This is a genomic window from Shewanella sp. S1-49-MNA-CIBAN-0167 (assembly GCF_040310145.1).
GTDB lineage: Bacteria > Pseudomonadota > Gammaproteobacteria > Enterobacterales > Shewanellaceae > Shewanella > Shewanella psychromarinicola.
Map to the genome: position 1 here is coordinate 1 of NZ_JBEOPO010000003.1, position 21,063 is coordinate 21,063.

General features: G+C 44.3%; 15 protein-coding genes and 1 rRNA gene. 1 reads left to right on the top strand and 15 read right to left on the bottom strand.

Annotation, left to right across the window (positions count from 1 at the left end; translation table 11 throughout):
- The 3 genes from AAEZ00_RS01880 to AAEZ00_RS01890 all read right to left on the bottom strand — a co-directional run.
- Positions 1 to 1,022 (bottom strand): 16S ribosomal RNA (locus tag AAEZ00_RS01880); the annotation flags it as partial.
- Positions 1,023 to 1,645: 623 nt separating this feature from the next.
- A complete protein-coding gene (gene secA / locus AAEZ00_RS01885) occupies positions 1,646 to 4,366 on the bottom strand; it encodes a preprotein translocase subunit SecA (RefSeq protein ID WP_124012775.1) in 2,721 nt (906 codons plus the stop codon).
- 58 nt (positions 4,367 to 4,424) lie between these two features.
- Positions 4,425 to 5,324: a M23 family metallopeptidase gene (locus tag AAEZ00_RS01890; RefSeq protein WP_124012776.1), complete on the bottom strand. Its 900-nt coding sequence runs from the start codon at positions 5,322 to 5,324 to the stop codon at positions 4,425 to 4,427.
- Positions 5,325 to 5,351: 27 nt separating this feature from the next.
- Between AAEZ00_RS01890 and AAEZ00_RS01895 the strand changes: the two genes are divergently transcribed.
- Positions 5,352 to 5,804 carry a DUF721 domain-containing protein gene (locus tag AAEZ00_RS01895; protein WP_351088177.1) on the top strand — a complete coding sequence of 151 codons (453 nt, stop codon included), beginning with the start codon at positions 5,352 to 5,354 and terminating at the stop codon, positions 5,802 to 5,804.
- 4 nt (positions 5,805 to 5,808) lie between these two features.
- Here the strand turns inward: AAEZ00_RS01895 and lpxC are convergent, their stop codons facing one another.
- The 12 genes from lpxC to AAEZ00_RS01955 all read right to left on the bottom strand — a co-directional run bounded on the left by lpxC (position 5,809) and on the right by AAEZ00_RS01955 (position 21,058).
- On the bottom strand, positions 5,809 to 6,729 hold the full coding sequence (gene lpxC, locus AAEZ00_RS01900) for a UDP-3-O-acyl-N-acetylglucosamine deacetylase (RefSeq protein WP_101033242.1): 921 nt from the start codon (positions 6,727 to 6,729) through the stop codon (positions 5,809 to 5,811).
- A 210-nt stretch (positions 6,730 to 6,939) separates the two neighbouring features.
- Entirely contained in the window at positions 6,940 to 8,112 is a 1,173-nt protein-coding gene (ftsZ, locus tag AAEZ00_RS01905) for a cell division protein FtsZ (RefSeq protein ID WP_101033243.1), read from the bottom strand.
- Positions 8,113 to 8,138: 26 nt separating this feature from the next.
- Positions 8,139 to 9,374 carry a cell division protein FtsA gene (gene ftsA, locus AAEZ00_RS01910; protein ID WP_011639211.1) on the bottom strand — a complete coding sequence of 412 codons (1,236 nt, stop codon included), beginning with the start codon at positions 9,372 to 9,374 and terminating at the stop codon, positions 8,139 to 8,141.
- The gene (locus AAEZ00_RS01915; protein WP_124012778.1) at positions 9,371 to 10,141 is read right to left on the bottom strand and encodes a cell division protein FtsQ/DivIB; all 771 of its coding nucleotides are present in this window, start codon (positions 10,139 to 10,141) and stop codon (positions 9,371 to 9,373) included. The genes ftsA and AAEZ00_RS01915 overlap by 4 nt, the downstream gene beginning before the upstream one ends.
- 121 nt (positions 10,142 to 10,262) lie before the next feature.
- A complete protein-coding gene (gene murC / locus AAEZ00_RS01920; protein ID WP_124012779.1) occupies positions 10,263 to 11,720 on the bottom strand; it encodes a UDP-N-acetylmuramate--L-alanine ligase in 1,458 nt (485 codons plus the stop codon).
- A 1-nt stretch (position 11,721) separates the two neighbouring features.
- Positions 11,722 to 12,825 carry an undecaprenyldiphospho-muramoylpentapeptide beta-N-acetylglucosaminyltransferase gene (murG, locus tag AAEZ00_RS01925; RefSeq protein WP_124012780.1) on the bottom strand — a complete coding sequence of 368 codons (1,104 nt, stop codon included), beginning with the start codon at positions 12,823 to 12,825 and terminating at the stop codon, positions 11,722 to 11,724.
- A complete protein-coding gene (gene ftsW, locus AAEZ00_RS01930) occupies positions 12,825 to 14,039 on the bottom strand; it encodes a cell division protein FtsW (protein ID WP_101033247.1) in 1,215 nt (404 codons plus the stop codon). The genes murG and ftsW overlap by 1 nt, the downstream gene beginning before the upstream one ends.
- A complete protein-coding gene (murD, locus tag AAEZ00_RS01935; RefSeq protein ID WP_351088179.1) occupies positions 14,029 to 15,351 on the bottom strand; it encodes a UDP-N-acetylmuramoyl-L-alanine--D-glutamate ligase in 1,323 nt (440 codons plus the stop codon). The genes ftsW and murD overlap by 11 nt, the downstream gene beginning before the upstream one ends.
- Positions 15,352 to 15,373: 22 nt before the next feature.
- A complete protein-coding gene (gene mraY, locus AAEZ00_RS01940) occupies positions 15,374 to 16,456 on the bottom strand; it encodes a phospho-N-acetylmuramoyl-pentapeptide-transferase (RefSeq protein WP_351088182.1) in 1,083 nt (360 codons plus the stop codon).
- The gene (locus tag AAEZ00_RS01945; RefSeq protein WP_351088184.1) at positions 16,457 to 17,845 is read right to left on the bottom strand and encodes a UDP-N-acetylmuramoyl-tripeptide--D-alanyl-D-alanine ligase; all 1,389 of its coding nucleotides are present in this window, start codon (positions 17,843 to 17,845) and stop codon (positions 16,457 to 16,459) included.
- Positions 17,842 to 19,335 (bottom strand): UDP-N-acetylmuramoyl-L-alanyl-D-glutamate--2,6-diaminopimelate ligase, encoded by a 1,494-nt coding sequence (gene murE / locus AAEZ00_RS01950; protein ID WP_351088186.1) that lies wholly within the window; start codon positions 19,333 to 19,335, stop codon positions 17,842 to 17,844. Before murE ends, AAEZ00_RS01945 begins: the two co-directional genes overlap by 4 nt.
- The gene (locus AAEZ00_RS01955; RefSeq protein WP_351088188.1) at positions 19,319 to 21,058 is read right to left on the bottom strand and encodes a penicillin-binding transpeptidase domain-containing protein; all 1,740 of its coding nucleotides are present in this window, start codon (positions 21,056 to 21,058) and stop codon (positions 19,319 to 19,321) included. Before AAEZ00_RS01955 ends, murE begins: the two co-directional genes overlap by 17 nt.
- Positions 21,059 to 21,063: the final 5 nt, after the last annotated feature.

The following is a 21,063-nucleotide window of genomic DNA, read 5'->3' on the forward strand; positions in this document are numbered from 1 at the left end:
AGTCCATCTCTGGTCTCTTCTGTGGATGTCAAGAGTAGGTAAGGTTCTTCGCGTTGCATCGAATTAAACCACATGCTCCACCGCTTGTGCGGGCCCCCGTCAATTCATTTGAGTTTTAACCTTGCGGCCGTACTCCCCAGGCGGTCTACTTAATGCGTTAGCTTGGGAGCCCAGTGACTAAGTCACCAAACTCCGAGTAGACATCGTTTACGGCGTGGACTACCAGGGTATCTAATCCTGTTTGCTCCCCACGCTTTCGTGCATGAGCGTCAGTCTTTGTCCAGGGGGCCGCCTTCGCCACCGGTATTCCTCCAGATATCTACGCATTTCACCGCTACACCTGGAATTCTACCCCCCTCTACAAGACTCTAGTTCGCCAGTTCCAAATGCAATTCCCAGGTTGAGCCCGGGGATTTCACATCTGGCTTAACAAACCGCCTGCGCACGCTTTACGCCCAGTAATTCCGATTAACGCTCGGACCCTCCGTATTACCGCGGCTGCTGGCACGGAGTTAGCCGGTCCTTCTTCTGTAGGTAACGTCACAGTGATAGTTTATTAAACTACCACCTTTCCTCCCTACTGAAAGTGCTTTACAACCCGAAGGCCTTCTTCACACACGCGGCATGGCTGCATCAGGGTTTCCCCCATTGTGCAATATTCCCCACTGCTGCCTCCCGTAGGAGTCTGGGCCGTGTCTCAGTCCCAGTGTGGCTGATCATCCTCTCAGAACAGCTAGGGATCGTCGCCTTGGTGAGCCATTACCTCACCAACTAGCTAATCCCACCTAGGTTCATCCTGTCGCGGAAGGCCCGAAGGTCCCCTCCTTTCCCCCGTAGGGCGTATGCGGTATTAGCAGTCGTTTCCAACTGTTATCCCCCTCGACTGGGCAGATCCCTAGGCATTACTCACCCGTCCGCCGCTCGTCACCTCAGGAGCAAGCTCCCTTGTGTTACCGCTCGACTTGCATGTGTTAGGCCTGCCGCCAGCGTTCAATCTGAGCCATGATCAAACTCTTCAATTAAAGTTTTTTGAAAACCCCATTCTTACAAGTAAGAACGACGCTTTCGGCTCAATGAATTCTGATTTCATTAATTAGACTCGGAAGAATCTAAATAATGTTTGTACATATTACTATGAACACTCATCGTTGCATTGAGTTGAAATTTTTTGATTGCCAACATTCCGAAGAACAGAAGACAATTTCGAATAACTCAATACCTGTGAATGTCCACACAGATTACTTGATAAATTGTTAAAGAGCGTTGACCGTTTCAGTAGGTCAGGGGTGCGTATTCTACGCATTCCCTTTATGGCGTCAAGTGTTTTTTCAAACTTCTTTTTGCCTGTTATCAACACTATTAAGTAGTTGTTAATAACGCTAACCGGTTTTTGCTTTCGCTGTATGCCGTGTCAGTGGATGCGCATTATAGGCAGCTTGAGATTTAGTGCAAGCGCTTTTGTGTAAAAAAATGACCTTTTTATGATCTTTTATTCATTTCACCACTTAACTACAAGATACCCACTATTTACCCCCAAAGTTATCCACAATTGGTTAATTTATCAGAGAGTTTTAAGATAACAGAAACAAAAAAGGTAGCGAATAATCGCTACCTTTTTTATCTAATATCAATGATGAACTGATAATTAACTGAGTTTACCGTGACATTGTTTGTACTTTTGGCCTGAACCACATGGGCATGGATCGTTACGGCCTATCTTCTCACCTTCACGGATCACCGTTTTAGGCGCTTTTGCTTGTTGTGTATCTTCATTGCCTAATGCTTCAGCTGATGCGTGTTGATAAGCCAGTTCGATCTTTGCTTCTTCGTCACGGCGACGCTGTTCCATTTCGTCTACATCGGACTGAGCTTGCACTTGGACCTTAGATAGAACACTTATCACATCATTTTTCAATGATTCAAGCATTTGTTGGAATAACTCAAAAGATTCACGCTTATATTCTTGCTTTGGATTTTTCTGTGCATAGCCACGTAAATGAATACCTTGACGCAAATGATCCATAGCAGCTAAGTGTTCTTTCCAGAGTCCATCGAGTGTTTGTAGCATTACCGATTTTTCAAATTGACGTAATACCTGTGCACCGACCATTTCTTCTTTAGCTTTATATAAATCAGTCCATGATGTCACGATACGTTCGCGTAAGGTTTCTTCATGCAGATTATCATCTTTATCTAACCATTCTTGTATCGTTAACGCTAGACCAAACTCATTACTGAGGCGTTGCTCAAGCCCAGGCACATCCCAGAGCTCTTCGAGTGAACGTGGTGGGATATATTGATCGATAATAGCGCTGATCACATCTTGTTCGATATTCTGAATCGTTTCTTGAATACTTTCAGCATCCATTAACTCATTACGCTGTGAATAGACGACTTGACGCTGATCGTTAGCAACATCATCATATTCCAGTAGTTGCTTACGAATATCGAAGTTACGCGCTTCTACTTTACGCTGGGCATTTTCGATAGCACGCGATACCCAAGGATGTTCAATCGCTTCACCTTCTTCCATCCCTAGTTTTTTCATCATGCCTGAAACACGATCTGAGGCGAAGATACGCATTAAGCTGTCATCCATCGACAAGTAAAAGCGTGAAGAACCGGCATCACCTTGACGACCTGAACGGCCACGTAGCTGATTATCGATACGACGTGATTCATGACGTTCTGTACCAAGAATATGTAAACCGCCAGCTTCGAGTACTTTACCATGCTGAATGTTCCAGTCTGAACGAACCTTAGCAATCTGTTCAGCCGTTGGATTTACTAATTCTTCAATTTCAACTTTCCAGTTACCACCCAGAACAATATCCGTACCGCGGCCAGCCATGTTTGTTGCAATGGTTACTGCGCCAATACGCCCGGCTTGAGCAATAATCTCTGCCTCTTTCTCGTGGAATTTGGCATTCAATACACTGTGTGGAATTTTTGCTTCTTTTAGTAATGATGCTAAAACTTCAGATTGTTCAATTGATACGGTACCAACAAGCACTGGCTGACCACGTTCACGACAAGCTTCAATGTCTTTAACAATAGCTGCATATTTCTCTGGCGCGGTGAGATAGACCAGATCAGGCATATCGTTACGCACCATAGGCTGATTGGTCGGTACAACAACAGTATCTAAACCATAGATATGTTGAAATTCAAATGCTTCAGTGTCTGCAGTACCTGTCATACCGGCAAGTTTGTCATACTGTCTAAAGTAGTTTTGGAAAGTAATAGAAGCCAGAGTTTGGTTTTCATTCTGGATTTTAGCGCCTTCTTTGGCTTCGACAGCTTGATGTAAGCCTTCAGACCAGCGACGTCCAGGCATAGTACGACCTGTATGTTCATCGACGATAATGACTTCATCATCTTTGACAATATAATCGATATCTTTTTCAAACAAGGTATGTGCGCGAAGTGCGGCATGAGCATGGTGCAACAAAGAGATATTCGACGCAGAATAGAGTGAATCACCTTCTGCTAACATGCCTTTCTCAATTAAGAGTAGCTCAACTTTTTCTTGCCCACGTTCAGTTAAATAAACCTGCTTACCCTTTTCATCAATTGTGTAATCACCTTCGCCAACATAGTCTTCGGTATCTTCTTTGTCTTGACGGATTAAACTTGGGATTAATAAATTGATTTTAGCGTATAGCTCAGAACTGTCTTCGGCCGCACCAGAAATAATCAACGGTGTACGGGCTTCATCAATTAAAATTGAATCGACTTCATCAATAAGGGCATAGTGCAATGGTCGCTGAACACGTTCTTGGGGAGAAAACGCCATGTTGTCACGAAGGTAGTCAAAACCAAATTCATTATTGGTGCCGTAGGTGATATCGGCAGCATAGGATTCTTTCTTTTCAAATTGGCCTATACCAGAAATGTTAATCCCGACACTTAAGCCTAAAAACTCAAACAGTGGGCGGTTATTTTCAGCATCACGCGTTGCTAAGTAGTCGTTCACAGTAATGATGTGAACACCTTTGCCCGTTATTCCATTAAGGTAGGCTGGCAGGGTTGCCGTCAGGGTTTTACCTTCACCGGTTCGCATTTCAGCAATACGATTGCTGTCTAATACCATGCCACCGAGTAATTGAACATCAAAGGGACGCATTTCAAACACACGCTTTGATGCTTCACGTACAACAGCAAAAGCCTCTGCCATGATATTATCTAACGTTTCACCATTTTCTAGACGGGTACGGAACTCTGCAGTTTTAGCTTTAAGTTCTTCATCAGAAAGTTTTTCGTAATCAGATTCTAATGCATTAATTTGATTAACAATTTTTCCAAGACTTTTCAGGGTGCGGTCGTTGCGACTTCCGAATACTTTTGTCAGTAGTTTGCCTAACATCTTAATCACTTATCTGTTGTAGGTTTGGCTCATTTGAGCGCATTAACCGTTAATATTATTAACTTGCTTTGCGGTAGACGTATTTCTGTGGATCTATTTGTTGTTTACCGCGCAGCACTTCGTAATGCACATGGGGGCCGGTTGAACGGCCTGTGCTTCCCATACTGGCAATTTTATCGCCTTTGGCAACGACGTCACCTACGTTTACTGACAGAGATTTATTATGTCCATACCGAGTGCGAAGACCATTTCCATGATCAATTTCGACTAACTCACCATAGCCAGACATCCTTCCTGACCATGTTACTACGCCTGCAGCAGTCGCAGTAACATCTGTCCCTTCTTTACCGGCGAAATCAATACCTTTATGCATTGTTCGTCGGCCATTAAAAGGGTCATTTCGTAAACCATAGGACGAAGATAACCAACCTTTATCGATTGGCCGCCCTGATATAAAACGCTCTTCATCTATATGGAGATTAGATGCTACTGTTTCAAGTAGTGATAGCTGAACGTTATTATTATCAATTCTAGATGCCAGCTCACTCATTTCATCGATAAGCTGACTTAATTCGACACCATTGCCTATTTCGCTTAAACCGCCGATACCAACTTCTGTAGAGAAATCAAATTGATCATCAAGGAGGTTATTTTGCGCTACTTGTTGCCCCAGGGCTTCAAGACGGGTGATTTTGGCTTGCATCTTGGCCACATGAACAACCAAAGTTGTCAGCTGGGTTTCTGTTGCAGTTTTGAGTTCTACCACTTGTTGCTTTTGCTGTTGGCGCAGTTGTTTATTTTCATCAACTTTCGCTTGTTGGTTAGCAAAACGCTCAGTGCTATATTGATATATTCCTGTGCCTGTGGCCATTAGAATAATAGGTAGGAGTAACCAACGCTTGCTAGGTTGCCAGCGCGTTACACCATTTCGACCTTGGATAAAAACTGTTACACTCATAGCTTCATTCAGCCATCTAATTATCATATGAAAAAGCCCCCTCAAGATCTCAGTAATTTAGTTCATCTGTCTGGGAGACTGCCTGAACTGGCCGAGAAAGCAGAACTACTTAATAATCTGAATCGTTATGTAAAACAGACGTTAAATGGTCCTGTGGCCGAGCAGCTCAAAGTCGCCAATCTCCGCCAGGGTGTTCTTGTTATTGAAACTACATCAGCAGCATGGGCTGCTAGAATAAACTTTCAAAAGCAGAAGCTATTAAAACAGCTTCAAACTGATACGCTTCCGATGCTTACCGGTATTGAGGTTAAAGTCAATCCTGGACTTTCCTTAGCAAAACCACAATCTCAACCTAATCAAAATATGATCAGCACCACTGCTGCAAAACATATTGAAGCATTAGCAGAACATATCGATGGTTCTTTAGGTGAAAAACTAAAACGGCTGGCTGCATTAGCCAGCCGTAATAGGCAATCTTAACCAGTTAAGCGAGTGTTAACGCACCTGGAACCATGAAACTGACAGGCACATCAGCCTCTTTGTCAAAGCTCACTAATTCCCACGCATCTTGCTGAGCAAGTAATGCACGGACAAGTTGGTTGTTTAACGCATGACCAGTTTTATAAGCCGAAAACTCACCGACAATGGCATGGCCAGCAACATATAAGTCACCAAATGCATCGAGAATTTTATGCTTAACGAATTCGTCTTCATAACGCAGACCATCAGGGTTTAATACACGATATTCGTCAAGTACAACGGCATTTTCCATGCTGCCACCCAGTGCAAGATTATTCGCACGTAGATATTCAATATCTCGCATAAAACCAAATGTTCTGGCACGACTAATGTCTTTCACGAACGCTGATGTCGAAAAGTCCATCACCATGTGTTGCTGACTGCGAGCAATTTCTGGGTGAGCAAAGTCAATTTCAAAATCAACTCTAAACCCTTTGAAAGGTTTTAACTCGGCCCATTTATCGCCATCTTCAACACGCACAGGTTTGGTGATTTTTAGATATTTCTTCGCGGCTGCCTGTTCTTTAATACCTGCACTTTGCAGTAAGAACACAAATGGACTTGCACTGCCATCCATAATCGGGATTTCTGGAGCGTCAACTTCGATAATAGCATTATCGATGCCTAAGCCAGCAAGTGCAGCAAACAAATGCTCAATAGTTGATATTCTTATACCGTCATCGTTTACCAGGGCTGTACACATTGTTGTTTCACGAACCATATTGGCCTTTGCTGGTATAGACACAGCTGGGCTAAGATCGGTACGCTTTAGCACAATCCCGGTATTCACAGGTGCAGGCTTAATGCACAGAGTCACTTTGTTGCCAGAATGTAATCCGACACCAGTGCTCTTCACCATTTTTTGAACAGTTCTTTGAAAAATCATTCAGAAGCCCATAAATATCAATATTAAACAAATAGTTGCAATTATAGCCTCAGGCTATCATGCATAACTGGTACAACATCTTACCATAAATTTGGCTTTTCACAAAAAAAACGCCAAACACATAGCAAATTATAAACCTATTTACAAAATAACCCTTGTCAGCACATCGCGCTCATTAGTCACGCAAAAACATAGCGTTTTATCCGTGTACTAATCAGCTTGTTTACGCAAGAATGCTGGAATATCAAGATAGTCAGCATCTGTGCGCGGTACTGGTTGTGTCTGTGTCTGTGGAACAGCATTACCTTTTGACGCAGCATAACTTTGTTGTGATACAACTTCATCAACAGGTTCTGGACGAGGCTCCATTACAACGGGCTCTGGACGAGCAACAGGCTTAGACACTAATTGAATGTCTGGCTTTTTCTCTGCACCAATACCTGTCGCAACAACGGTTACTCGCAATTCGTCACTCATTTCTGGATCAATAACAGCACCCACAACAACAGTTGCATTCTCAGATGCATAGGCTTTAACGTGATTACCCACAGTTTCAAGCTCTTCAATGGTGATATCCATACCGGCGGTAATGTTCACTAACACACCGCGAGCACCTGCTAAATCGATATCTTCAAGTAATGGGCTGGCAACAGCTGCTTCTGCAGCTTCTTCAGCGCGATCATCACCACGAGCAACACCGGTACCCATCATGGCATTACCCATTTCAGACATAACGGTTTTCACATCGGCGAAATCGACGTTGATAAGACCTGGGCGAGTAATTAGCTCTGCGATGCCTTGAACGGCACCAAGCAATACGTTGTTAGCAGCAGCAAAGGCATCAAGTAGTGATGTGCCACGGCCAAGTACTTTTAATAACTTTTCGTTTGGAATCGTAATTAAAGAGTCAACATGTTTTGCTAATTCTGCAATACCAAGTTCAGCGTAGGCCATACGCTTTTTCCCTTCGAATGGGAAAGGCTTAGTCACTACTGCAACCGTTAGAATACCTTCTTCGCGAGCAATTTCTGCCACGACTGGAGCAGCACCAGTACCGGTACCACCACCCATACCGGCTGCGATAAAGATCATATCAGATCCTTTAATCGCCGCACGAATATTCTCGCGGTCTTCTTCAGCGGCTTGACGACCGACATCTGGGTTTGCACCCGCACCGAGCCCTTTGGTCACGTCGCGACCAAGCTGAATAGTTGAACCCGCACTTGATTTACGCAGTGCTTGTGCATCTGTATTTGTGACGATAAATTCAACACCTTCGATGCTGTGCTTTACCATATGTTCGACAGCATTTCCGCCGCCGCCACCGACGCCGATGACTTTAATCACCGCTTCGTCTGAATGTGTATCCATGATCTCAAACATTGTCTGATCTCCGATTGTCTGCGTTATTAAAATTCACCTTTAAACCAACTTTTGACCCGATTCAAAAAGCTGGTAACCCCTTGTCGCTCAGGTCGTTCGAACTGACGTTCGATAACTCGCCTTGCTCCATAATGAAGCAACCCTATTCCTGTCGAATAAATAGGTTGATCCACATATTCGTATAATCCTTTTACTGGTAGCGGTGATGCGACACGAACTGGCATGCCAAAGGTTGCTTCAGCAATTTCAACGGCACCCGATATCGAGGACGTTCCCCCAGTAAGCACAATCCCTGCTGCAATTTGATCTTCTAAACCGCTATCTTGTAACTGCTTGAGAACAAGCTCAAACAGCTCTTGGTATCTTGGCTCTACCACTTCTGCCAGAGTATGTCGTGACATGCTGCGTGAAGGACGACCACCCACCGATGGCACTTCAATACTGTCTTCACGACTTACCGTTGAACTTCTGGCACTAGCAAACTGCACTTTAATTTGTTCTGCATGGGTTAACGGTGTTCTGAATATCTTGGCGATGTCACTGGTGACTTGATTACCCGCGACAGGGATCACCGCACAATGACGTAATGCGCCGTTGGTATATACAGCAATATCGGTCGTTCCACCACCAATATCGACAATGCAGACACCTAAATCTTTCTCATCATTTGTGAGTACTGAATCCGCTGAGGCAATACCCGAAAACACGAGGTCATCCACTTTTAAGCCACATCGTTCAACACTTTTAGTAATGTTCTTTGCCATGTCATTGGCACACGTCACAATGTGAGCTTTGGCTTCCATACGCATGCCCGACATTCCAATTGGGCTCTTAATCCCGTCTTGAACATCGATAGAATATTCTTGCGGTAGTACATGCAAGATACGACGTTCTGTCGGGATCTTAACCGAGCGCGCAGTATGGATGACATTATCAACGTCTTCTTGAGTCACTTCTTCGTCGTTAATCGACACCATGCCGTTTTCATTTTGGCAGGCAATATGTTTACCCGAAATACTTAAGTACACCGATGACACCTGGCAATCCGCCATTAACTCAGCTTGATCTAACGCTCGTTGTACACTACGTACAATTGAGTCGAGATCATTTACACCGCCTTTATCCATGCCACGAGAAGGATGATTACCTAAACCAATGACACTAATCTCACCATCAGGTAATACTTCGCCAATGATCACTGCGACCTTGGATGTCCCTATATCTAACCCCACGATGAGGTTTCTTTCCTGATTTTTGGTCATTTATTGTCGACTCTCTGTTTTGAATCATCCCAACCTACGGCGAAACCGGTATCGTAACGTAAATCAACGGTCGCAACGGGTTTATTACTTTGCTTCAAAGTAGGATACACATTAATAAAACGTTGTATCCGTGACATTTTATCTTCTCGCCCAAGCTCAATTTCAATTCCATTTGCTAGTACGGCATGCCAGGCATGGCGTGGGCTTAAGCGTAAACTAGCCAACTTAAACTCGTTTATTGTCAATAAATCATCTAACTGCTGATAACTGGTCAAGACTTCTATTTCAGTCCCTTCTGGGCCAGATAACTTGGGTAGAGCATCATGTTCGGGATGCGCTAGCGCATCAAATATCTCACCGTTAATATTGAGCCACGACACTTCATTCCAATGCGCTACAGCTTGTTGCTCTTGCAAGGTGACCTTAAACTTTGCCGGCCATTCTCGTCTCACTGATGCATGATAAACCCAAGGCAAAGCCTCTAATGCTTTTTGTACATCCACGACATCGGCGTTAAAAAAACTACTTTGCATTAATGACTGCAATGCGTTTTTAATTTCGTCATCGGTGGTATAAATTCGCTCGCCTTTAATAGCAACCGCTTCAATTGGCAGTGTATCTGCATCATTTAACAGATCGTGTAGTTGCACACCGCCCCAGACTACGGTGCCAAGCACACTGCATAAAAACACTACACCAGTGCAAAAATACCAATTAACACGAGCCAGTTTATGTTTTAGTTGCCGCCCTTTATCGCTCCACGACACCTTAAATCCGCCTCTGACGTTGTTCTGACATTAGCCGCAAAAGATCGGTCATTATATAGGCCAATTTAGAAGGATTAAAGCCCGATTTTCACACTCAATAATGGGTGAGAAATCAATCACTTTATTGACCTTCTGCAGGCACTTTACAACCCAGATTATTCTGGGCTAATTCTTTCGATAAGCTACCAATATTACCTGCGCCTTGAGTCAGAAATAAATCCCCATGTTGCAATACATCAGATAATACTGACGCAAGTTGATCTGGGCTGGCGATAAAAATAGGGTCTAATTGGCCACGTAGTCGAATTGAACGGCACAATGAGCGCCCATCGGCACCGGGTATTGGCGCTTCACCTGCTGCATAAACATCTAATAACAATAAACAATCTACTTGTGATAATACGTCAACAAAATCTTCATATAGGTCACGGGTACGGCTGTAACGATGCGGTTGATATGCCATCACTAAGCGTTTATCTGGCCAACCTGCTCGCGCCGCTTTAATCGTTGCTAATACTTCACTTGGATGATGGCCGTAGTCGTCTACGAGCATCACACTGCCATTAGGCGTATCGAATTCACCTACATGCTGAAAACGACGGCCTATGCCTTCAAATTTTGCAAGTGCTTCTACAATCGCACTATCATCAATGTCATCTTCACTGGCGACAGCTATCGCGGCTAATGCATTAAGTACGTTATGCTCTCCAGGTAAATTAACCACAAAATCGACATTCTCTTTACCATGGCGCTTAACGGTAAAACTTGATTGGTAGCCATTCTGGGCAAAATTAATCGCCTGAACATCAGCCTCTTCGCTAAAACCATAAGTGACAATTTTACGACCTATTCGCGGCATAATTTCACCAATAACCTCATCGTCAATGCACATAACTGCCACACCGTAAAAGGGTAAATTATGCAAAAAATCGACAAAAGTGTTTTTCAACTTTTCAAAATCACCACCATAGGTATCCATGTGATCGGCTTCGATATTGGTGATCACACTCACCATTGGCTGCAAATGTAAAAAGCTTGCATCGCTTTCATCGGCTTCGGCAATGAGATAACGACTTGTGCCTAAACGTGCATTAGTACCTGCACTATTGAGCAAACCACCAATCACAAATGTTGGATCTCGTCCAGCTTGACCATAGACACTGGCGATTAGACTGGTTGTCGTGGTTTTACCATGGGTGCCAGCAATCGCAACACCATGACGATAACGCATTAACTCGGCCAGCATCTCTGCACGGCGCACGATCGGAACGCGTAACTCTTTAGCAGCAATAATCTCAGGATTTTGCTGGTTAATGGCAGTCGAAACGACAACCACATCAACCTGTTCAACACTTTGGGCCTGATGGCCAATAATGATTTTTGCGCCTAAACTCGCCAAACGTTCAGTGACTCTATTGATGGCGATATCCGAACCACTGACTTGATAACCTTCGTTCAAAAGTACTTCCGCAATACCCCCCATGCCAGCACCACCGATGCCAACAAAATGAATGCGCTTGATCCGCCTCATTTCAGGGATCATGCTACGAAGCTGTGCGTATCTTTCTGTCTTTGTCATTTCAACCCTTTATCGCAAATGAGGCACAAATATCTGCTACTCGTTGAGTCGCATCTAATACTGCCACGCCTCTTGCTTTGTGACCCATTTGGACCAGTTCTTGTCTATTTTTAGCAAATAACTGCAATTTCTCTGCAAGATTATCTGCATTTAAAATGGTTTGAGGTAATAAAAAACCTGCACCTGCATCAACAAGCACTGATGCATTAACGGTTTGATGATCATCAACCGCATGGGGGTACGGAACTAAAATACTCGGTAAGCCCACTGCAGCAAGTTCTGATACTGTAAGAGCGCCTGAACGGCACACCACTACATCGGCCCAACGATAAGCCGCTTCCATGTCATCAATAAATTCAGCAACATTTACACTGTCTGATTGTCCGAGTTGTTGATAGCTCGCTTTCACAGTGGCGAGGTTATTTTTACCCACTTGGTGCCAAACTGTCAGTGAATGGTGCTTGCTTAAATGAGCAACCACTGCTGGCATGACATCATTCAATACTTTGGCGCCTAAACTGCCACCCACCACCAGTACTCTTAACGCATCAGCTTGTGACGCTTTAATTTGTCCGCCTAACTCTATCAATTCTTGGCGAATTGGATTGCCCACAACCTCCACATTAGCCACGTGGCTGGCAAAGGTATTTGGGAATGCACACAATACCTTTTTGGCAATCTTAGATAACAATTTATTGGTTAATCCTGGAATCGCATTTTGCTCATGCAATACTAAAGGAATACCTGATAATCTCCCTGCCACGCCACCAGGGCCACTGGCAAAACCGCCCATGCCTAAAATCACGTCGGGCTGGAAATCATCAATCACGGCTTTGGCTTGAATGATTGAACGAATAATTTTAAACGGTGCCGCTAATTTGCGAATAAGTCCATTACCACGCACGCCTTTAATATCAATAAACTCAATATCAAATCCATGTTGCGGAACAAGGCGAGCTTCCATCCGCTCAGCAGTACCTAACCAGCGAATTTGCCAACCTTTGTCTGCTAAGTACTTAGCCACCGCAAGTGCTGGGAAAACATGGCCGCCAGTGCCGCCAGCCATAATCAATATCTTAGGAGAGCTACTAATATTACTGTTCATTAACTCGTTCTCCCTTGTACTGCTTGCACCAAACTAACTCGACGTTCATGATCTATCCTAACAAGCAACATCACAGCAGCGGTCATAATCCACAAACTACTGCCACCATAGCTAATAAACGGTAGGGTAAGCCCTTTGGTTGGTAACATACCAATACTGGCTCCCACATTCACTACGGTCTGAAAACATATCCAAATACCCACACCATAGGCGACATAACTTTCAAATGGTCGCTGCATTTTCAAACATAAATTACCTAATCTAATCGCACGAATAGCAATAAAAAATAATGTGGATAACACAATAATAATACCGATAAACCCCAGTTCTTCACCAATCACCGCAAAAATGAAATCAGTATGGGCTTCGGGTAAATACGCTAACTTCTGAATACTGTTACCCAATCCCTGACCAAACCAATCACCGCGGCCATAAGCCATTAATGATTGTGTTAATTGATAACCACTGCCAAATGGATCTTCCCACGGGTCCATAAATGAGGTCACTCGTCGCATACGATAAGGCTCAAATAGCACCAGTAATACGAATGTTGCTACGCCAAGTAAAACCAACACCATAAAGTCAGTAATGCGGGCACCAGCTAAAAACAGCAAGCTTACCGTACACACAAATAGCACCACCACGGTGCCAAGGTCGGGTTGTAATAAAATCAACACGGCGAACAGACCGTAAACCCCAATCGGTTTATAAAAGCCTTTACGGTTTTCACGAAGCTCACCATGGCGACGCACCAAGTAACCCGCCATGTAAACAATAAATACAAACTTGGCTATTTCGGCTACTTGGATCCTAATCGGACCGATAGACAACCAACGACGCGCACCGTTAACAGATGTGCCGATAAACAGCACTGCTATCAATAAGACCAACACGGCGAGCATCAACATGCCGCTATTTTTTTCCCAATAACTGACTTCGAACTTAAGTACCACATACGAAATAATCACGCAGCCCACAAGATAAAGCACATGGCGGTACATAAAATAAAATGGATCGCCAGTCAGTTTGGTCGCTTCAGGCATCGAAGCGGACATTACCATTACAAAGCCAAAACATATCAAGCCGACAATCGCGACTACAAAACTTCGGTCGTACAGCAGCATATCAGGAGCATGCTCATCCGATAATAACGAGGGTAAAGACCAATTAAGACCTCGTTTAAACAAGCTCAGTTGCGGCTCGTTATTCGCCATTGGCTAACAACTCCACACACTGCCTAAAATCATCACCGCGGGCCATAAAGTTCTTGTACATATCTAAACTGGCACACGCAGGAGACAATAGTACTATGTCTCCCGACGACGCTAATTCAGCAGCTTTGGCGACAGCATCGGCCATTGTTGCCACCTGAAGAGTGCCTTTTTTTAATTTGGCTATTTTGGGGCCATCTCGCCCCAAGGTAATCAATTGAGTAATATTGCTCAGCGGTTTTGCAAGTGGACGAAAGTCGCTTCCTTTGCCAGCGCCCCCAGCGATCAAGTACAAATCGCCTAAGTGTGAATTAAGCCCCTCAAGTGCGGCAACTGTCGCGCCGACATTAGTGGCTTTAGAGTCATTGATGTACGACACGCCTTGTTTAACCGCTATCAGCTCACAACGATGGCTTAAACCAACAAAGTTTTTGGCCACTTTAATCATGATCCCTTTACCCACACCACAGGCATCGGCTAATGCCATTGCGGCTACTAAGTTTGCATGGTTGTGGCTACCAATTAAGGTCACGTCAATTAAATTAATAATCTCACTGTCACCATGAAAAATCTTGCCATCACTTAATCCCCATGCATCACCCTCTGGCACGCCTAAACCAAAATTATTTTGATTCATAGGCTCTAAAGGATAAGTTAACTGATCGTCACGGTTGTACATTACAAAACGGCTTTGTGAATATAAACGCAATTTTGCTTCGCGATATGAATTCAAATCGCTGTAACGATCCATATGATCTTCGCTGATATTGAGACATGTTGCCGCGATACAATTTAACGAATAAGTGGTTTCCAGTTGAAAACTCGACAATTCAAGCACATAAAAATCAACTTCTTGAGCCAATAAATCGAGTGCAGGAGTGCCAATATTGCCACCCATCGCCACCGACTTACCGGCAGCTCGCAGCATATCGTAGACTAATGTTGTAACCGTGGATTTACCATTGGAGCCAGTAATACCAACAACACAAGGTTTTCTGTCAGCAATGTGGCGCGCAAATAGCTCAATGTCACCGATCACTTCAATGCCCATGTCCAATGCGGCACGCACTTCAGGCGTATCAACCGGAACGCCAGGACTTATAATGATTTGGCTGGCCTGAACTAAATAGCGACAATCAAACCCGCCGGCCAATAACTCAATATCGGCAAACTCTTGCGCCAACGTCTCAGCACCAGGTGGATGACGACGACTGTCCATCACTAAAGGTTTAATGCCTTTAGTCGCTAAAAAACGCACGACCGAGAGCCCTGTAGCCCCTAAGCCTAAAACAATGTGCGTGTATTGAGTTTGCATAATACTGACCTTTATTAATTGCTTAGCGTAATTTTAGAGTCGCAAGACCCAGTAACACTAAAAACAACGAGATAATCCAAAAACGCACAATAACCCGCGGCTCTGGCCACCCTTTTAACTCATAGTGATGATGAATAGGCGCCATACGAAAAATACGTTGGCCACGTAACTTATACGAGCCCACCTGTAAGATCACCGAGACTGTTTCCATCACAAAAACGCCACCCATAATAACCAACAAGATTTCTTGGCGAACTAAAATGGCAATCACACCCAATGCGGCGCCCAATGCTAATGAACCCACATCCCCCATAAACACTTGTGCGGGATAAGTGTTAAACCATAAAAAGCCTAAACCTGCACCGACCATTGCAGTACACACAATCACTAATTCACCCGCTAAAGGTAAATGAGGGATGTGTAAATAACTGGCAAACTGAGCATGGCCAGATAAGTAAGCAATTAATGCAAAGGCAGCCGCGACCATCACAGTTGGCATAATCGCCAAACCATCTAAACCATCGGTTAAGTTCACCGCATTACTGGCACCAACAATGGTGAAATACGCTAACACGACAAACATAACGCCTAATTGAGGCATAATATCTTTAAAAAATGGCACCACTAATTGGATTTCACCGGCCATAGTCGATGAACTGTACAAATACACTGCCACCACTAAAGCGGCGATAGACTGTAGAGCATATTTCCAGCGAGCAATCAGACCTTTAGTATCTTTTTTTACCACTTTACGATAATCATCAATAAAGCCAATTAACCCAAAACTAGCCAATACAAACAAAGTCACCAATACATAACGATTGGATAAATCACCCCATAACAACACGCTGATAAAAATACCCGCAAGGATCAATATGCCACCCATTGTCGGCGTACCATGTTTGCTAAAATGAGACTCTGGGCCATCACTTCGAACCACTTGACCAATTTGCAACATCTGCAAACGATTGATCAAAATAGGTCCCCACCACAAACTAAAGACCAACGCGGTTAACAAGCCTAAAATAGCCCGAAACGTTACATATGAAAAAACGTTAAATCCAGAATAAAACTGGGTTAAATACTCGGCTAGATAAACCAGCATCTACACTAACTCCCCACGCCCATAGGCATCTAATAAACTGTCCACAACTCGCTCCATGGCGGCGCTGCGGGAACCTTTAACTAAAACAGTGATATTACCTGTGATACTTGCTAACTGTTTTTGTAATGCCACTATTAATGCCTCTTGAGCAGAAAAGTGTTTACAACCAAATACTTCACTGGTATTAGCCGATAGCTGGCCACAACAAAACAATGACTCTATGGTTGCATTTTTAATCTGCAATCCAATGCTGGTGTGCAAAGGGCCAGCATTGTCGCCTAATTCGCCTAAATCTCCCAGCACTAAACATCGATATCCATCACGTTGTTGCAACCAATTAATTGCTGCGCTAACCGACGTTGGATTCGCGTTATAACTATCATCTATTAATAACACCCGGCCAAGTTCATGTGGCTGCATTCGGCCCTTTACGGGTTTGAGTGACGTAAAGCCTTGCGCAATCTCAACAAGCGATAGTCCTAAAGCAATGCACATAGACGCCGCCGCGAGCGCATTACTCACTTGATGTATACCTGCTAGCGGTAACTGCACCATCTCATGCTGCCCAGCAAAGGTTAATGTAAACTGAGAACAACCATTGGTATCTGCCACTATGTCTGTGGCGGTGACATCTGCATCAACATTTATTTCACGGGAAAAACGCAGTTGTTTACGCCCTTGCGACTGTTGCATCATAAAATCGGCAAACGGGTCGTCAGCATTGATAATCGCGCTGCCATCTTGTGAAAGATGATTAAAAATTTCAGATTTAGCCTGAGCAACACCTTCAAGCGAACCAAATCCTTCAAGGTGAGCGTTGCCGACATTGTTAACCAGTGCGACTCGGGGTTGAACTAATGATGAGGTGTAATCAATCTCACCACTATGGTTTGCACCAAGCTCAAATACCCCATATTCATCACCCTCAGTTAACCGCAGTAAGGTTAACGGCACACCAATGTCGTTATTAAAATTACCCGCGGTAAACAACACTTGATGATGTTGAGATAAAATAGTGGCCAGCATTTCTTTAACGCTGGTTTTGCCGTTTGATCCGGTTAAGGCCACACAAATAGGTGCAACCGTTTGGCGAACCCATGCTCCCATTTCGCCCATAGCCTTTTGGGGATCAGCAACCACAATTTGCGGAACATCTGCTGCAAGAGGGTGATCGACTAATAGATGATCAACCAAAACTGCTACCGCACCATTTTTTATCGCTGTCGCGGCAAAATCATGGCCATCAAAACGTTCGCCTTTTAACGCGATAAACAAGCATTGAGCGGCAATATTGCGACTGTCAGTACTAACACTGGTGATCACTCTATCCTGGCCGTGTAAAGTGCCATTAAGGTGCTGCGCTAATGCTAACAAATTGACGCTAATCATGACGTCTCCTGGGACAACTTGAATGCTAAGGCGCGTTCATCATAATCAATTCGCTCGCCAGCGACTTCTTGATAGGTTTCATGACCCTTACCCGCAAGCAGCACAATATCGTCAGCTTGTGCCAATGAAACAACATGGGTAATGGCTTGAATACGATCAACCTCGGTGAGTACGTTTTGAGGCTGACTAATTCCTTGCAAAATATCATTGATAATGGCTTGTGGATCTTCGCTTCTGGCATTGTCACTCGTGATCATCACATTATCTGCATATTGCTCAGAGGCTTGTGCCATCAAAGGGCGTTTACCTTTGTCACGATCGCCACCGCAACCGAATACACACCATAACGTCCCTTTGCAGTGCAGTCTTAATGCCTTTAACGCTTGTTCAATGGCATCAGGAGTATGGGCATAATCAACAACCAAAGTAGCTTTGTTAACCGATGAAAAACGCTCCATACGCCCTGCGACAGGAACCAATTGTGGGATCACGGCTAATATGGATGCCATTGCCATTCCTTGTAGATATAACACCGATATGGCTGCCACAAGATTAGACAAATTAAAGGCACCTAATAGCGGTGAGCTAAACATCGTGCTTAGCGGACGTTCACTATTATTGTCGACAAAATGCAGTGTCGCCGTCACCCCAGCATCATGGTATTGGATGGCATCACAGTAAAAGTCCGCTGCGGTATTAGCTTCAATGCTGAAGGATTTATTCTTTTGGTTCGCCAGTTCGGTCAACCATTTGGCACCGACTGCATCATCAAGGTTAATCACCCCATGTTGGACACAGGGGAATTGAAATAAACGTTTTTTAGCGGCGGCGTAGGTATCCATATCACCATGATAATCAAGGTGATCACGGCTTAAATTGGTAAAAACTGCTATCTCAAACGGCGCAGCTTCGACACGACCTTGGACTAAACCATGGCTTGACACTTCCATCGCACACAGTTCAGCGCCTTGAGCAACAAACTCTCCAAGTTGACGCATAACAGTCACCGCATCAGCCGTCGTATTGCCGCTATCAACAAGCTGCCCCCACAAACCATTACCTAACGTCCCCATTACCGCGGCTTGATGGCCGAGTAAATCAACAATTTGAGCGATAATTTGGCTTACTGAGGTTTTGCCATTGGTCCCCGTTATTCCAATCAAAGACAACGATTGACTATTGGGTAAATAAAACTGTCCGGCAACTGCCGATAATTGACGGCTTAACTGGGAAAAATACACTAATGGCACAGTATATTGAAGGCGATCGACCTTACCGTGTTCATCAGGATTATCAGTATGAATAAGTATTGCCGAAGCTCCCGCTTGGATCGCTTGAGAAATGAAGACTCGACCATCAACTTTATAACCGGGCAGCGCCACAAATAAACCACCCGCTTTAACATCACGGCTGTCTAGCGTTAATCCGCTAATAGATTCGCCGCCAGAATAATGAAACCACGGTGCTAATAGGTCATTTAATAACATCATTGTGGACTCCTTGCACAGCGGCCACATGAATAGCATCCCTAGGTTCAACATTGAGCATTTGTAAGGCACCTGACATAATTTTAGCGAATGCGGGGCCAGCAACATCACCACCGTAATATTTGTCACCTTTAGGCTCATTAATCACAACCGAAATGGCTAAACGCGGGTTATGAACCGGCGCAATACCCGCAAATATGGCCACATAGTCATCGCCATAACCACCAGCAACGGCTTTACGGCTGGTACCGGTTTTACCGGCTACAGGGTAACCATCAATATGAGCTTTAGTCGCCGTTCCTCCAGCCTCAGTCACACCCACTAACATTTTCATTACGTCGTGAGCCACTTGAGTTGAAATCACTTGCTCACCCTTGGGTGCTTGCCTCAGCTTTAATATCGACACCGGATAGAGAATACCGCCACTGCCTAGCGTGGCGTACATACGTGCAATTTGTAATGGCGTCGCAGTCAAGCCATACCCGAAAGACAGGGTGGCACGCTCAAAGTCAGACCAGCGATGACGAACATGAATTAACCCAGCGCTTTCACCGGTTAGATTAATACCTGAATAATTGCCTAAACCCATTGATTGATAAGTGGCTAATAACTCTTGCACAGGTATAGACAACGCCAGTTTACTAATGCCAACGTTACTCGACTTAACCAGAATTTTAGCTAATGAAATTTCACCGTAATTATGGGAGTCGCGAACTTGACGCCCACCAAGTCGGATCCAACCTGGTGATGTCGATATCAATTCATTTACTTTCACTGTGCCAGCTTCAAGCGCTGCAGCAACAACAAAGGGTTTAATCGTTGAGCCCGGTTCAAATGTGTCAGTTAATGCACGATTACGCATCCGATGTGGTTGTAAATTATCTCGGGCATTGGGATTATATGAAGGCGTATTCGCCATCGCTAATACTTCTCCGGTATTAACATCCATAACCACCACAGACCCAGAAGTCGCTTGGTATGTTTCAGTTGCACGCTTCAGTTCGCGATAAGCCAATTGCTGAATACGTTGATCAATACTGAGCACTAAATCGTTAGAACTTTCGCCTTCTTGGACAATATCTAAACGCTCAACGACGCTACCATCGCGTGATTTACGGACTTTTTGTTTAGATGGCGTCCCGGTTAACCAAGTATTATAAGTGTTCTCAATGCCTTCAATACCCACATCGTCAATATTGGTAATGCCAATTAATTGAGCGGCTATTTCACCTGAGGGATAATAGCGGCGCGATTCTGGTTTAAGATAAATACCACCAATTTTAAGCTCCTCTATATAGTCAGCAACCGCTGATGTTACCTGACGTTTGAGGTATACAAAGCGTTTGTCGGGGTTGTTTTTAACTTTGTTAACCAGCTTATCAACAGGCTCTTGCAATACATCGGCGAGGGCTTGCCAACGGCGCATATCTTTAAACGCATCTTGATCATGGGCATGTTTTGGATCCGCCCACACCGCTCGTACGGGCACACTGACCGCCAGCATATCGCCATTACGATCGGTTATTAAGCCTCGCTGAACTTGGTTACTGGTCGTGCGCAACGTGCGCATATCACTTTCGTGGCGAAGTTTGTCAGGTTCTATAATTTGAATATAAGCCGCACGTGCAACTAGACTGCAAAATAACAACAATACGAACCCCACCACAACGTATAAACGCCATGGAATGAGTTCGTGATTTAACTTTTGCTTTGCTTGTCTAGCCATATTCC